This is a genomic window from Schaalia sp. (assembly GCF_050312375.1).
GTDB classification, from domain to species: Bacteria; Actinomycetota; Actinomycetes; order Actinomycetales; family Actinomycetaceae; genus Pauljensenia; species Pauljensenia hyovaginalis.
On the sequence record NZ_JBNOYB010000065.1, the window covers coordinates 1 to 12869 of the forward strand.

Sequence of the window (12869 nt, forward strand, 5' to 3'; positions counted from 1 at the left end):
TGCTGTTCGTGCATTCGGGGCGGTCTTCGGGACCTGCTGGGGCCGTCGGGTCTGGGGCGGCTGGTGACAAATCGGACAGTCGGTGTCGGGCGGGTGGCGACAAGTCGGACATGGGCTTTCGGGTTTGTGGCGACAACTCGGACGTGCGTTCTTGGGCTTGTGGCGACAACTCGGACAGCAGTGACGGATTGAGTCCGATTCATCGAGACTCACCTGGGCATTCGCAGATTCGGCTCCGCCCGATGTTCGACTTGTTGTCGGGTCGTTGCGCGGTGGTTGGGGTTGGTGTCCGAGTTGGTGTCGTCTCGTAGTGCGGTGGTTGGGGTTGGTGTCCGAGTTGTTGCCGCCCTGCCGCACTCCGGCCCTGAGTGCCCGGCCGCCTCGGCGCTCTTGCATGAATGGGTTGATGTCGTGGACAGGTTCTCCTGACTGAAACGGTCGAGATGAGGCACAATAGGAGTGAGCTACATCACGAGGAGGCCATCATGGGTTCCACCGAAGTCATTCTTGTCGGCGTCGACGGCTCGACGGAGAGCCTCGCCGCGGTCAAATGGGCGACCGATCGGGCGCTGAGAACAGGAGTGCGCGTGCACGTCCTGTGCACCTACGCCCTCGCGTCGTACTCGGCCGCCGCGCTCGACGGGGGCTATGCCGTCCTCGATGATGAAGCCCTGAAACGAGGGGCGAAACAGGTCGTCGATGAGGCCGTCGAGATCGCGAAGAACCGGGGCGACGTCCGCATCTCCAGCTCGATCGAACCCGGTGATCCCGCGGCGGTGCTCGTCGAGATGTCGGCCGAGGTCGACATGGTCGTCGTCGGTTCGCGCGGGGGCGGATCCTTCGCCGATCGCCTGCTGGGGACCGTTTCCTCAGCGCTGCCCGCACATGCGAAGTGCCCGGTCGTCATCGTTCCGCGCCACACCTCGGGGAAGAAGTTCATGCCGATCGAGCGGATCGTCGTCGGCGTGGACGGTTCGGACGTCCCCTCCTCCGGCCTGCGCCGGGCCATTGACGAGGCCGAGATCTGGGATGCTCGTCTGACGGCCGTATCGGCGGTGCCGATCGCGACGGGCACCTCGATGATGACCTGGGCGCCCTCGGGCGTCGATCATTCGGCCATACTCAAGGACGTGCGCAAGGGGATGGGGGTCGCGATCGACCATGCGCTGGACGGGCGGGACATCGAGGTGGCGCGTCATGCCCTTGACGGTTCGCCGGCCTCGCTCCTCATCGAGTTCTCGACGGCGGTCGATCTGGTCGTCGTCGGCACGAGGGCGAGGGGCGGCCTTGCGGGCGTCCTGCTCGGTTCGACCTCTCAGACGGTGCTGAGCCATTCCACGTGCCCGGTGATGATCGTCCCCTCGGATCATCTGGGGCAGGCCGAGTCGGCGGCTCCTCCGAACTGGGAACGGCGCTGACGGCGCCGGGTGCTTGCGGGCCGCCGAGCCTGGTAGAGTGGGGCCCGCTCGATCCTGGATCGAGCGGGCCCTCGTAGCTCAGGGGATAGAGCACCGCTCTCCTAAAGCGGGTGTCGGACGTTCGAATCGTCTCGGGGGCACGTGAAACCCTGGCTCACCAGGGTAAACGGTTTGGGGTTCTGAGGCGCAGAAGCGCTCAGAACCCCGAACCCACCACTTAACCCACCGCTTTGCCCCGAGAACAGACCCCTACCGGGCTCCGAGCGACCTCCTGGAGGTCGTCCTGCATGTGAGCGCCGTACCCGAGAATCGGCTGCCCAGGACGGCCTCCCCTTACTCGGGAGGTCGATTTGAACGAGATCACGCAGGAAGCGCTCGAACTCTGGATGGATAGCGGCATGGCCGTGCTCGACTGCCCGTCGTGAGGGCTTTGCCCGCTTGTCCGTCGTGAGGGCTTTGCCGGTTGCCCGATCGCCCGTTGCGCCCGCTCCGCCGACTGACAGGCATTCGCGCTGTGCCCGGCATCCGCGTCGCCCCGTCTTCCCGGCGCCCCGGCTTTCGCCCCGCGCAGGGCAAACGAATCGTCCGGCGAGACCGGTCACCCCTTAGGCGCTGCGCCGGGACCCGAGCGGCGGAGTCGAAGACGGGGCCTCGCGGCGATGCATCCCGAACCGAGGCAGCTTCGGCCGCTACCGTGGGAGAGTGGCCAATGGATTCTTCTCTCGAAATCCGCGCGGCGACTCCGAGCGGGAGTCGACCGCGCAGGAGCCGACGCCGACTGCGGTGCCCTTCCCCCCGCTGAAGCCCGATTCGAGGCTCGAGAAGCAGCTCGCCGAATGGAACTCGGACCTCGCCCGGCTCACCCGGATCGACGGTGAGGATGCACCGCGTCTGACGATCAACCAAGCCCACCCCGGCGGGCTCGCGCAGCTGTACACGGATCACCCGACCCGTCTCTCCCTGCTCGTGAGGGAGCCGAGCGCCCACCAGCGCGCAGTCGAACGCGCGCGCACGATCCTCGCCAGGTCCAATGAACTCGCGGCCCGCCACGGAGTGGGGACGATCCACATGTCGATCGGCTCGGCCCGCTGGATGGTCGATGGCGTGGTTCAGAACTCGGCGGCTCTGCTGCGGTCCGCGCGCCTCACTGAGAACTCCGGGGACGTGACGATCACCCTCCTGCCGGGTTTCACCCTGGATCCGCGCCTGTCGGCGGCGCTGACGCGCGCGGGCGTCGCCCTCGAGGCCGAGGAACTCGTCGCACGGGCGACGACGATCCACGGCTTCTCCTCCTCTTCCGCACTGGCGGCTCTGCGCGCGCAGGGCGCGGTCCTCGAGCGCTTCGAGCTCCGCGACGAACTCGTCCTCGGCATCTTCGAGCATCCGGCATCCGGCCTCAAGCGCGAGTACGACGATGCGAGCCACTTCCTCGCCTCGCCGATCGTGCGCGCATTGGCGGGCGATGACACCGCGGTCGAGCAGGTGCATCAGCCTCTCCCGCACCCCGATCCCAAGGACCGCGACCCGTGGAAGGAACGCGGCGCGGGCGACTTGACGCCCCGGCAGCTCGACGTCATCGAGGCGGTCGCCGAAGGGCGCTCATTCCTCGTCGATCTGCCCGACGGAGCCGACGACACCGCCCTCGTCGGCGCTCTCCTGGCCGACGCCGCGGCCTCGGGCAGGACGACCCTGCACATCGGCGGCTCGCCCTCCCTGACGACGAGGGCGGAGGACCGCCTGCGCGAACTCGGGCTGGGGGAGGCCGCGGCCCGGATCGACGGCACGACCTCCTCCGGTGAAGAACTGCGCGACCTCTTGCGCACCGCGATGAGCGACACCTCAGTCGTCGCCGACGTCCGCGAGGTCGACGAGATGCGGACGCGCCTGCGCGACCTGCGCTCGCGCTTGTCGAACTACACCGAGGCGCTGCACCGCCCCTACGGCGCTTTCGGGGTGTCCGCCTTCGAGGCCCTCCAAGTGCTGACGGATCTGACGAGTGCGCATCCGACTCCTGCGACGAAGGTCCGCTTCCGCGAGGAGGTCCTGCTGGGAATCGCGCAGGATCAGGGCGCCAAGGCGCGCGCCCTGCTCCACGAAGCCGCCGGCCTCGGGGTCTTCTCCCGCTCGAGCGCCCAGGCGTGGCGGGGGATCGTCATCGGTTCTCCGGAGCAGGTCCCCGAAACCCTTGCGATCGTGCACCGCCTCTCGCATGATTCGATTCCCCGGCTGCGCGTCCGCATGGGCGTTCTCGCGGGTGAAGCGGGTCTTACTCCCGCCACCACGCTCGCGCAGTGGAAGGAGCAGCTCGACCTTTTCGAGGGCGTGCGCGACGTGCTCGACGTCTTCCAGCCCCAGATCTTCGAGCAGTCCGCAGCGGACATGGTGATCGCGACCGCCACGAAGCAGTGGCGCGCCGCCCACGGCATCACGATGAAGCGCTCCGAACGCGTGCGCCTGGTCAAACGCGCTCAGGACTTCGTCCGCCCGGGTACGCATGTCGCCGACTTGCACGCCGAACTGGTCAAGGTGCAGCGGCGTCGCGAGGCCTGGCGCGAGCAGACGAAGGAGGACGGCTGGCCGACGCTTCCGCAGCGCCTCGACGAGGCGAAGAGCGTGACCCGTTCGATCGAAGAGGACCTGTCCGCCCTCGCTCCGGTGTTCGCGACCTCGAAGCTCGACTTCCAGACGATGCCCGTGAGCGCCCTCGGCGCCCTCTTCGATTCGCTGGATGCGGATCCGGAGGGCGCGAAGGAACTGCCGCGCCGGGTCGGCGTGCTCAAGCGCCTCGGTGAGATCGGCCTGTCCGCCCTCGCGAATGATCTGAGGGACCGCCATGTCGATGAGGAGCTCATCGACGCGGAGATGGATCTCGCATGGTGGGCGTCGATCCTCGGACTGATGCTCGCCAAGGAGCCCGGATTGGGGGGCTTCGATCCGGCTCATCTCGAAGAGGCCCTCGAAGCCGGGCGCGACTTGGACGCCGAGCAGGTGGCCTCCCTGGCTCCGCAGGCGCTCGGGCAGCTGCGGCGCTTGCGCCTCCAGGCGATGGCGACCCGGCCCGAGCAGGTCGATGCCCTGGACGCCCTGCTCGAACGCCCTCTCGGCGCGCTCGAGCTGTACACCTCGGTCGCGCTCGTGCGGAACCTCGTGCCGATCGTCTTCACCGTCCCGACCCTCGTGCCCTCACTCGTGCGCCCGGGCCACAAGGTCGACCTGCTCATTCTCGATGACGTCGAGGCGCTGCCCCTGGCGGAGCTCGTGCCGATCATCGCGAGGGCCCGCCAGGTCGTCGTCCTCGCCGATCTTTCCGCGGCCTCCGGCGAGGGCCCGAATGCGGCTCTCGCCGCGGTGCTGCCCCGGCGGAAGATGGACGTGGCTCCCGCACTGCTCAACGATCAGGTGGCCCTGCTGCTCGCGCGCCACGGAGTGGATCACACGGGCGTTCCGGTCCCGTACACCGCGGCGAGCGCCCCCGTCACGGCGCACTGGTGCGAGGGGACGGGAATGCCCGCTCCGGGCGCCGCCGGCGTGGAGTCCACGTCCACGGAGGTCGAGGCCGTCGTCGATCTCGTCGTCGCGCACGCGGTCGAGCAGCCCGAACGCTCGCTCGGAGTGATCGCCCTCAATGCGCGTCATGCTGAGAGGATCCGTCAGGCGATTCAACGCACGCGGGCGAGCGAGCCGGGACTCGCGTCCTTCTTCGATGCGACGAACGCCCAGCCCTTCACCGTGGTCGATCCGCAAGGCGCGCGCGGGCTGAGCCGGGATCGCGTCATCGTGTCGGTCGGCTACGCGAAGACTCCGCACGGCCGGGTCATCCATGACTTCGGCGAGTTCTCGACCTCCGCGGGCGCGCGCACGATGTCCGATGTCCTGCGCGCGATCCGGGGGGATCTGACCCTCGTCTCCTCTTTGCGGCCGCATGACATCGACCGTTCGCGCCTGACGACGGAGGGCGCGGTCATGCTCGCGGACCTTCTCGAGGTCGGTGAGGGCCAGTCCGGCGTCGGCAACGGCGGGTGGCCCGTTCTGGAGGCCGCTCCCGACCGGCTCCTGGTCGATCTTGCGGACCGCCTGTACGGCATGGGGCTCGAGGTCGTCGCGAATGTCGGGATCCCCGGCGGTATGCGGATCCCCTTGGCGATCGGGCATCCCGAGGTGCCGGGGCGCCTGCTGGTCGCGGTGCTGACCGACGACGACGCCTACGTGTGCGAGCCGTCTTTGCGCGTCCGCGACCGCATGTGGCCCGCGATGCTCGAGGCCCAGGGCTGGAAGGTCCATACGGCTCTTTCGATGGCCGTGTTCATCGATCCGGGCAAGGAGGCGGAGACGATCGTCGGTCTCGTGCTCGATGCGGTCGATGAGGTGAACGGATCGGCGGAGGGGGGTCCGGGTGTCGAGGTCCCTGAGATCGAGGACTTCGCGCCGGATCTTGAGAGGATCGTCGTGCCCGATCCGGGACTCGATGAGTTGGTGGCGTCGACTTCGCAGGCGCGCGAGCGGGCCGATGAGCTCGTCACGGGCATGTTCGAGGTCGTGACTGAGGCGTCGGAGGGGCATTCTGCGGCGGATGCCGCGTCTTCGGGTGCGGGGTTGATGCTCTCGGGGCCCTTCGACGAGGGCGGTGCGGCTTCGGCGCCTCGTGAACGCGGTCCGCGCCCGGCGATCGCGAAGGGCTTGCCTCTGGCGGCTTACTCGGATGATCAGCTGGATGAGATGGCGCTCTGGGTGGCTTCGGACGGCGTGTCCAGGAGCTTCGAGGAGACCGTCGAGGAGCTGCGCAACGCTTTGGGGATCACCCGTCGGGGCTTCCAGTCCGATGCGGTGCTCGGTCATGTCGTTCGTCGGACCTCGGCGGCGCAGGGCGATGCGAAGTGACTCGTCCGGGCATTGAAAGTCACGAGGGCGGGGCTGCCGGTTCCGTCGAGCGCGGCTCCGCTGGGTCCGGGCGGGGCGCTGCCGGGTCTTCTTCCGCCGGTGCCGCTCGGAAGCGGCCCCGCCGCGTGGCGACCTACGTGTCCGAGGTCGATCGTCGCCTGATCGCCCAGGGGATCGCGCCGTCGTGGGAGGACCGCGTGCGCGAAGAGGACGCCTGGCCGGGGGCGATGCGCGATACCCCTGATCGCGGGGACGGGGCGAATGATCGGCGTCTGCTGGACGATGTGCCGCCCCATTGGCAGCCGCGCGCTTAGGGCGGCCGAACGGAGCGGGAATCCGGCCCGGGGCCGAGCTTGATTCCGAGCCCGAGCCGGGTTCCGAGCCTGAGCCCGAGCGGGCCTGAGCCTGATTCCGAGTCCGGTCCCGGTTGCGCCCTTCTCATCGTGCCGCGCCTTCCCTTTCGGGTCTTCGCGCTGGTCGCGGGCGTCAAAGAGCCCCGGGCGGCCGGAGGTCGGCTGCCCGGGGCTCGTGACTCCGCGCTTCCCCTTCGGGGCTGCGGGGTCAGGCGTTCTTGGATGCGAGGAGGTCGCGGATCTCGGTGAGGAGCTTGACGTCCTCCGAAGGCTCTTCTTCCTCTTCGGCTTCCTCGGCGGCCTTGCGTTCCTTGAGCTTGTTCATCGGCAGGACGATCGCGAAGTAGACGGCGGCGGCGATGAGGAGGAAGTTCACGAGGGCGGTGATGATGGTGCCGGGCTGGATCGGATCCGAGCCGTTGATCGTGAACTGGAGGACGGAGTCGAAATTCGGCTGGCCGACGAGGGCGCCGATGACGCCCATGATGACGTTGGTGATGGCGTCGACGATCGGCTTGAAGGCCGCGCCGATGATGACGGCGACGGCGAGGTCGAGGACGTTGCCGTTGCTGATGAAGTCTTTGAAGCCCTTGATCATTGCGTTCTCCTGTGTTGGTCGCTCGACGGCTCCGATGGGAGCGGGGCGAGCGCGAGGCTGAGAGTTCCAGTCCCAGCGTGACCCAGGACCGCTTCGGTGTGCGCCGAATCGACGATCAGATCGATCCTGGCGATGGGGGCCGAGCCCCATGCCGGGGCCTCGTCCACTGCAACCGAGGATATTCGTCCTGAACTCGCGATTCGCTGCGCGTCGCAGCTAGTTGCGTCACAAGTTTCGGGGAAACCCCATAAATCCACGTGATCCCCGGCTTCCAGGGGAGGGATGTGTGTCGAATCCAACGTGATCGAGATGAGGCTTTCATCGGGTCGGAGGCTGCGTCCCAGAGCGGATCCGGCGAGGACGGATTCACTGAGCACGGTTCCTGCGAGGGCCCGCTCCCCGGGCCATCGGGAGGGCAGGGGCGCGTCGACGGGGATGAGGTCCTGGGCAACGGCTTCCGACGGGAGGCGCACCTCTCGGACATGGGAGGCGCTGAGGGCCTCGCCGCGCGCGATGTCGCGGGTGAGGACCAGGGCGGGCGTGCCGGGTGCGGGGCGCAGGAGGAGGACGAGCGCCGTTGCGGAGCTGAGGCAGGCGATCAGGATGAGGATGAGGCGGAGCTTCGGCCATGCGCGCATGAGTGTCATGCCCGGCATTCGATCGCGTTTCGCGGATCCGCGCGGGATCGGGGGGCGCTCATCTGTGGATGGCGCTCCGCCGGGGCCGCTTCGTGTGGATGCGCGTGCGTGTGGACGGGGGCCGAGGGCGGGCCGCGTGGAGGAGGCCCGGCCGGTCCGAGCCCGCGGCCCGGCATGGCCCGTCAGTCGCGAGGGCGGAGAATCCTGTAGCCGCGCGGTGTGAGGATGGCGTTCACCCTTTGATCGTGCGGCATGCGGGGCAGTGGGGAGGAGGTGAAGTCTTCATCGAAGAGGACGCCGACCCGGGGGGTCGAGGGAGGGGCGTGCAGGAGGGCGCGGTCGTACCAGCCTCCTCCTTGACCGATGCGGGTCCCCCGGGCGTCCACGCTGAGGGCGGGAACGGCGATGATGTCCGCCTTCGCGAGGGCTTCGGGCCCGAGGAGGCGCGAGGGGAGGGATCGGGGTCCTCGTCGCGCCCCTTCGGGAGCGGACTCCTGCGAGTGAGGGAGCGAAGGGTCGCGGGCCACTTCGTCCGGGTGGGGCATCCAATCGGGGTCAGTCAGCGGGGCGCCCGAAGGATCGACGAGCGCGGGCACGATGCAGGGGCCCGAATCGAGGATGAGGCGGATATCGGGTTCGCTCGCAGTGGGGAGGAACAGCGCCGGGAGGATCGGGCGAGCCGGGCCGTAGTGCTCGATCAGCGCGAGCCAGGCGTCGAGGAGGCCGCGAGCTTCCTCCTTCGATGCGCGCTCATCGGGGCGCGAGTGGGCGGGAGGCTGTTCGAGGCGTGCGCGCCGCCGGGCGCGCGCGGCGGCCCTGATGCGCCTCTTGCCCTCGTCGTTCACGCGTTTTCCCGCCTTCAGTCGCTACTGTGGTCATCATGGCAGATAGGAAGGGCCGGTCTGCGCATGCGCTCCGTGCGGGGGCGTCGCGCGCGGCGGTCCTCGACGATGAGCGGGCGGGACCGCGAGTGGGCGGGTTCCTTCGCAGTGCAGGGGGAGAGGTCTGATGCGGACGGTTGCGGAGTTCTACCAGGATTGCTTGGCGGCGGTATCGCAGCAGCCGCCCTTGGACGTGCAGTTGGCGGACGCCGTGTCCTGCGTCCTCGCCGAGGATGTCGAGGCGCCCTTCGACTTGCCGATCGCCGACTTGGCGGCTTGCGACGGCTATGCGGTCCGCTCCGAGGACCTGGCCGGCGCGCGCCCGGACGCCCTCGTCGAGCTGGCGGTCACTGAGGAGATCCGCGCCGGCGATGTGAACCCTGCGGCCCTGGTCCCCGGGACGGCGATCCGCATCGCCTCGGGTGCGCCGATGCCGGCGGGCGCGGATTGCGTCCTTGCTTTGGATTTCACGGATCGCGGTGTGGCGCGGGTGAACGCGAAGACGCAGCCCGCGGTGGGGGAGAACATCCGCCGTCGTGCGGAGGACGTCGCCGAGGGCGAGGTCGTTCTCCGCAAGGGGACGCGTGTGGGGGCCCGTCAGGTCGCGCTTCTGGCAGGGGTCGGGCGCTCGCGGGTGCTCGTGCACCCCCGGCCGCGCGTCGTGATCCTCTCCATCGGCGACGAGATCGTGGAGCCGGGCCGCCAGGCCCGCCCGGGCACGGTTTTCGACGCGAACGGTCACGCCCTGTCGACGGCGATCTCGGATGCGGGCGCGCAGACCTTCCGCGTCGCCGCGGTGCCCGATGAGCGTTCGGTCCTGCGCGAGACCATCGAGGATCAGCTCGTCCGCGCGGATCTCATCTTGACGACCGGCGGCATCTCCTACGGTTCGGGCGATACGGTCCGCGAGGTCCTTTCGGTGCTCGGCACGGTCCGTTTCGACAATGTGGCCGCTTGGCCGGGGCACATCCTCGGCGTCGGCACGGTGGGCGGGGACGCTTCGGGCGAGGGCGGGACGCCGATCTTCTGCCTCCCGGGCGATCCGGTCTCGGCCCAGGTGTGCTTCGAGGTCTTCGTGCGGCCGGCTCTGCGGCATATGCAGGGGTGGGTGCAGCTGACGCGCCCCTCGGTGCGCGCCGCCGTGGACCGGTCGTGGTATTCGCCCAGGGGGCGCCGTGAATTCGTCCGGGTTCGTCTGGTGGGTGAGCCGAAGTCGGGTTATCAGGCGAAGGTGATGGGCGCCCCGGCCTCTTTGCTCCTCTCGGCGCTCGCGGAGTCGAACGCGCTGGCGATCGTGCCCGAGGCGACGACGAATGTGAAGGCCGGCGACATGCTGCAGTGCCTGGTGCTGGAGTGACGTGAGCGCCGCACTGCCGCTCGTCCGTCCCTTCGCGAGGGTCTGGGGGAGGCGTTTGCCCGATCTCCTTCTCGAGGTGCGCGATCCGGTGGGGCGCGGCCTCATGCGCGCCGTCGCGGCTTCTGTGCCTCCTTCGAGCGCCGAGGGCGGGGCGCGCGTCCTCCCCGCGGGGAGCGCCGAAGCCCGGGCGCGTCCTCGATGCGTGACTCTGAGTCCGGCATGGGGGAGGGATCACCTGGTCCTGGACGCGCTGCGGCGTGAGAACGCGGATTTCCTGGCGCCGTGGGAGGCGACCTTGCCCACCGGTTCGGGCGAGGCGCTTCCCGATGTCTGGCAGTATGCGCGCTCGACGGATCGGGATCAGCGCGGTGGACGCGCCCTGGTGATGGCGGTCCGGGTGGATGAGGCCGTGGCGGGTCAGTTCACGGTGTCCAATGTGGTGCGCGGCGCGATGTCGCAGGGAATGCTGGGGTATTGGCTGGCCGAGAGCTGGGCGGGTCGTGGTCTGGGGTCTTTGTGCGCGGCGCTCGTCGTCGATCTCGTGATCGGGGAGCTCGGGCTGCATCGACTGGAGGTGGCGGTTCGTCCGCAGAACGCCCCTTCGCTCGGAGTGTGCCGCAGGCTCGGGCTTCATCGCGAGGGGATCCGTCCTCGTTTCATGCACATCGCGGGCGCGTGGGCGGATCATGTCGTCTTCTCGGTCGATGCGGAGTCCTTGCCCGAAGGCGGGGTCCTCGCCCGACTCGAGGGGTCCGGGGGCTGATCGCCCGTTAGCGGGGACAGCCCCGAATTGGGGCGCATGGGGCAGCTGTGGCGAATGTGAAACATGTGGTGGGGAGTGCTTTCGCGATATTCAACACGCGCCGCGGGCCGCGCGCGCAATGCCTGCGCGAACGCATAGCGTGGGACCGTGGACTTCGGAGGCATCGTCATCATCGCGGCAGCGTTCACGCTGTTCGGAACCATCCCGCTGCTCGTCGCACGCAGGACCGCGATGATGGAGACGCGCGAGGGCGACCGCTATTCGCAGCGCCTGCGCCTCCTGGACGACACCTGTGCACGAAGATCGGAATGCGAGAGGTCTTCGGGGGCCCTTCTCGCAGTACGCAGAGTCCATCCCGAGGCGACTGGAGGCGACATGGCGGATCAATCGCTCAATCATCGCGAGGTTCGCGTCGAGCGTCGCGCCGTCGAATCCGTCCATGAGATCGCCCGCCTCCGCGCCCGGCGAGCTGCGAGGCTTTCCGTCGAGGCCGCGGCCGGCCGCAGGCGACTGCTCATGTCCGCGATCCTCGCCCTGGCGACCGCCGTCGTGGGGATCGTCGCGGCGCTGACGGCCCTGGCCTGGTTCTGGACCCTGATCCCCGGAGTCCTTCTCGCCCTCGCCCTGACGGCTTCGCGCCTCGCCGCCGTGCGCTCCCACAAGGCCGATGCGGCCGAGCTCGAGCTCCTCGCCGAGCTCCGCGAACACGCGGGCAGGGCTCCTGCGCGCCGCCCCCGTCACTCCGATCGCGACTCCTCCGATGCCGCCGGCGCCGGGTCTGCGGCAGAAGCCCCGGCCGAGGGCCCGGCTCCGCTCGAGACCCCCGCCCTCGGCGATGAGGCCCCGCGAGCCGAAGAACCCGTTGTGGTCGCCGGAGCCGAAGACGCTGAGGACCCGCTCGCCGCTTCCGCCTCCGTCGAGCGCCGCACCTGGTCCGTCGCCTCGGTGCCCGCCCCGACCTACGCGATGCGCGGGCGCGTCGCGGGCCGGGTCGTCCACTCCGACACCGACCTGCGCGGCATCCCGAGAGTCGACGCGCTGGTCCCCGCGCGCCCCTTGGCGGTCTCTGAGATGAAGGCCGCGCGCTCCACCGCCGACGTCGCCTCGGACGCCGGTTTCGCCTTCGACCTGGACGCGGTCTTGGAGGCGCGCCGGGCGCAGTGACGAAGGTCGCCCGACCTCGATTTTCATGCGCCCGTCCGAGGGTGTTATGCTGGTCGGGCACTTGGGGCTATGGCGCAGTTGGTAGCGCGTCTCGTTCGCAATGAGAAGGTCGGGGGTTCGAATCCCCCTAGCTCCACCATTAGCACCCTGTAAGTAATACAATTACTCGCAGGGTGCTTCTTCGTGTAATAGTTGGTTCACCTTACAACGAAGCTCCCTATTTGGGTTTTGCCACTGGAAAGCTTGTTTGATTGTAGGTTTGCACATTGAGTGAAGACTCTAATCTGGATCAAGAATTACTGCCAATCACCCGCGAGCTGATAGCGCAGCAACTACAATCTGACGGCATTACCTGCTTTGTTGATGACAGCGGTGATGTCAGAGCTTATCTTGACGATACCCACTTCAAATTCATCCTCGACGGCGAACACGAACATATCCTGTGTATCTACGGCTTCCCCGTCCGGCACTTTTCAGCGAACAACAGTGAAGAAATCAGCTCGTTCATCGAGTCATGGCATCAAAACACGGTTGCGCCGAAGATTATTTCCCACATCACCGATGACGGTGAGGTCCGTATCGTCTCCGAACTCGCGGTTAATCTGGGTAGGGGTGTTACTCGTGCTCAACTCACCGACCAGATGGCGTTTGCTGTTACCAGCACGAGAATGTTCATGCAGGCTCTGTTGCAAAGATTGGCGGCAGTCAGAGGTAGGCTGTCGCTCTGCGCCGATCAGGCGGCTGCTGCGAAATGGTGGTTGAGCATGCCCATGGCCTCCGTCAGCGCCGAGGGCCCAATGCCAAAAGCTCTCTCCACAA

General features: G+C 68.3%; 9 protein-coding genes, 2 tRNA genes and 2 pseudogenes. 9 read left to right on the top strand and 4 right to left on the bottom strand.

Annotated elements, in window-relative coordinates; all coding sequences use genetic code 11:
* The first annotated feature begins 485 nt into the window (after window positions 1-485).
* From ACQY7V_RS05390 to ACQY7V_RS05405, 4 genes are all read left to right on the top strand, one after another.
* Window positions 486-1418, top strand: coding sequence for a universal stress protein (locus ACQY7V_RS05390; RefSeq protein ID WP_428639244.1), 933 nt, complete (start codon window positions 486-488; stop codon window positions 1416-1418).
* 67 nt (window positions 1419-1485) lie between these two features.
* A tRNA-Arg gene (locus tag ACQY7V_RS05395) sits at window positions 1486-1558 on the top strand.
* A 562-nt stretch (window positions 1559-2120) separates the two neighbouring features.
* A complete protein-coding gene (locus tag ACQY7V_RS05400) occupies window positions 2121-6296 on the top strand; it encodes a prevent-host-death family protein (RefSeq protein ID WP_320835746.1) in 4176 nt (1391 codons plus the stop codon).
* A 125-nt stretch (window positions 6297-6421) separates the two neighbouring features.
* Window positions 6422-6610 (top strand): toxin, encoded by a 189-nt coding sequence (locus ACQY7V_RS05405; protein ID WP_235361443.1) that lies wholly within the window; start codon window positions 6422-6424, stop codon window positions 6608-6610.
* Between the two features lie 247 nt (window positions 6611-6857).
* Here the strand turns inward: ACQY7V_RS05405 and mscL are convergent, their stop codons facing one another.
* From mscL to ACQY7V_RS05420, 3 genes are all read right to left on the bottom strand, one after another.
* Window positions 6858-7247: a large conductance mechanosensitive channel protein MscL gene (mscL, locus tag ACQY7V_RS05410; RefSeq protein WP_154476162.1), complete on the bottom strand. Its 390-nt coding sequence runs from the start codon at window positions 7245-7247 to the stop codon at window positions 6858-6860.
* Window positions 7244-7894, bottom strand: coding sequence for an SAF domain-containing protein (locus ACQY7V_RS05415; RefSeq protein WP_320835747.1), 651 nt, complete (start codon window positions 7892-7894; stop codon window positions 7244-7246). Before ACQY7V_RS05415 ends, mscL begins: the two co-directional genes overlap by 4 nt.
* A 173-nt stretch (window positions 7895-8067) precedes the next feature.
* Window positions 8068-8730, bottom strand: a complete 663-nt coding sequence (locus ACQY7V_RS05420) for a 5-formyltetrahydrofolate cyclo-ligase (protein WP_428639247.1) — start codon at window positions 8728-8730, stop codon at window positions 8068-8070.
* Between the two features lie 163 nt (window positions 8731-8893).
* On the opposite strand from ACQY7V_RS05420, the gene ACQY7V_RS05425 reads away from it, so the two are divergent.
* The 5 genes and pseudogenes from ACQY7V_RS05425 to ACQY7V_RS05445 form a co-directional block, all read left to right on the top strand.
* The gene (locus ACQY7V_RS05425) at window positions 8894-10123 is read left to right on the top strand and encodes a molybdopterin molybdotransferase MoeA (protein ID WP_428639249.1); all 1230 of its coding nucleotides are present in this window, start codon (window positions 8894-8896) and stop codon (window positions 10121-10123) included.
* Window position 10124: 1 nt separating this feature from the next.
* Entirely contained in the window at window positions 10125-10886 is a 762-nt protein-coding gene (locus tag ACQY7V_RS05430; RefSeq protein ID WP_428639251.1) for a GNAT family N-acetyltransferase, read from the top strand.
* Between the two features lie 147 nt (window positions 10887-11033).
* Entirely contained in the window at window positions 11034-12050 is a 1017-nt protein-coding gene (locus ACQY7V_RS05435; RefSeq protein WP_428639253.1) for a hypothetical protein, read from the top strand.
* A 63-nt stretch (window positions 12051-12113) separates the two neighbouring features.
* Window positions 12114-12189 (top strand) — tRNA-Ala (locus ACQY7V_RS05440).
* Between the two features lie 127 nt (window positions 12190-12316).
* Window positions 12317-12679: pseudogene (locus ACQY7V_RS05445) on the top strand (YbjN domain-containing protein); the annotation flags it as partial.
* 104 nt (window positions 12680-12783) lie between these two features.
* On the opposite strand, the pseudogene ACQY7V_RS05450 reads toward ACQY7V_RS05445, so the two are convergent.
* Window positions 12784-12869 (bottom strand): annotated as a pseudogene (locus tag ACQY7V_RS05450) (IS6 family transposase); the annotation flags it as partial.

What these genes read in the sequence shown, in the direction of transcription:
- ACQY7V_RS05425 (WP_428639249.1), top strand. Translation starts at nt 8,894, where the DNA reads ATGCGGACGGTTGCGGAGTTCTACCAGGATTGCTTGGCGGCGGTATCG.
- ACQY7V_RS05415 (WP_320835747.1), bottom strand. Translation starts at nt 7,894, where the DNA reads ATGACACTCATGCGCGCATGGCCGAAGCTCCGCCTCATCCTCATCCTG.
- ACQY7V_RS05390 (WP_428639244.1), top strand. Translation starts at nt 486, where the DNA reads ATGGGTTCCACCGAAGTCATTCTTGTCGGCGTCGACGGCTCGACGGAG.
- mscL (WP_154476162.1), bottom strand. Translation starts at nt 7,247, where the DNA reads ATGATCAAGGGCTTCAAAGACTTCATCAGCAACGGCAACGTCCTCGAC.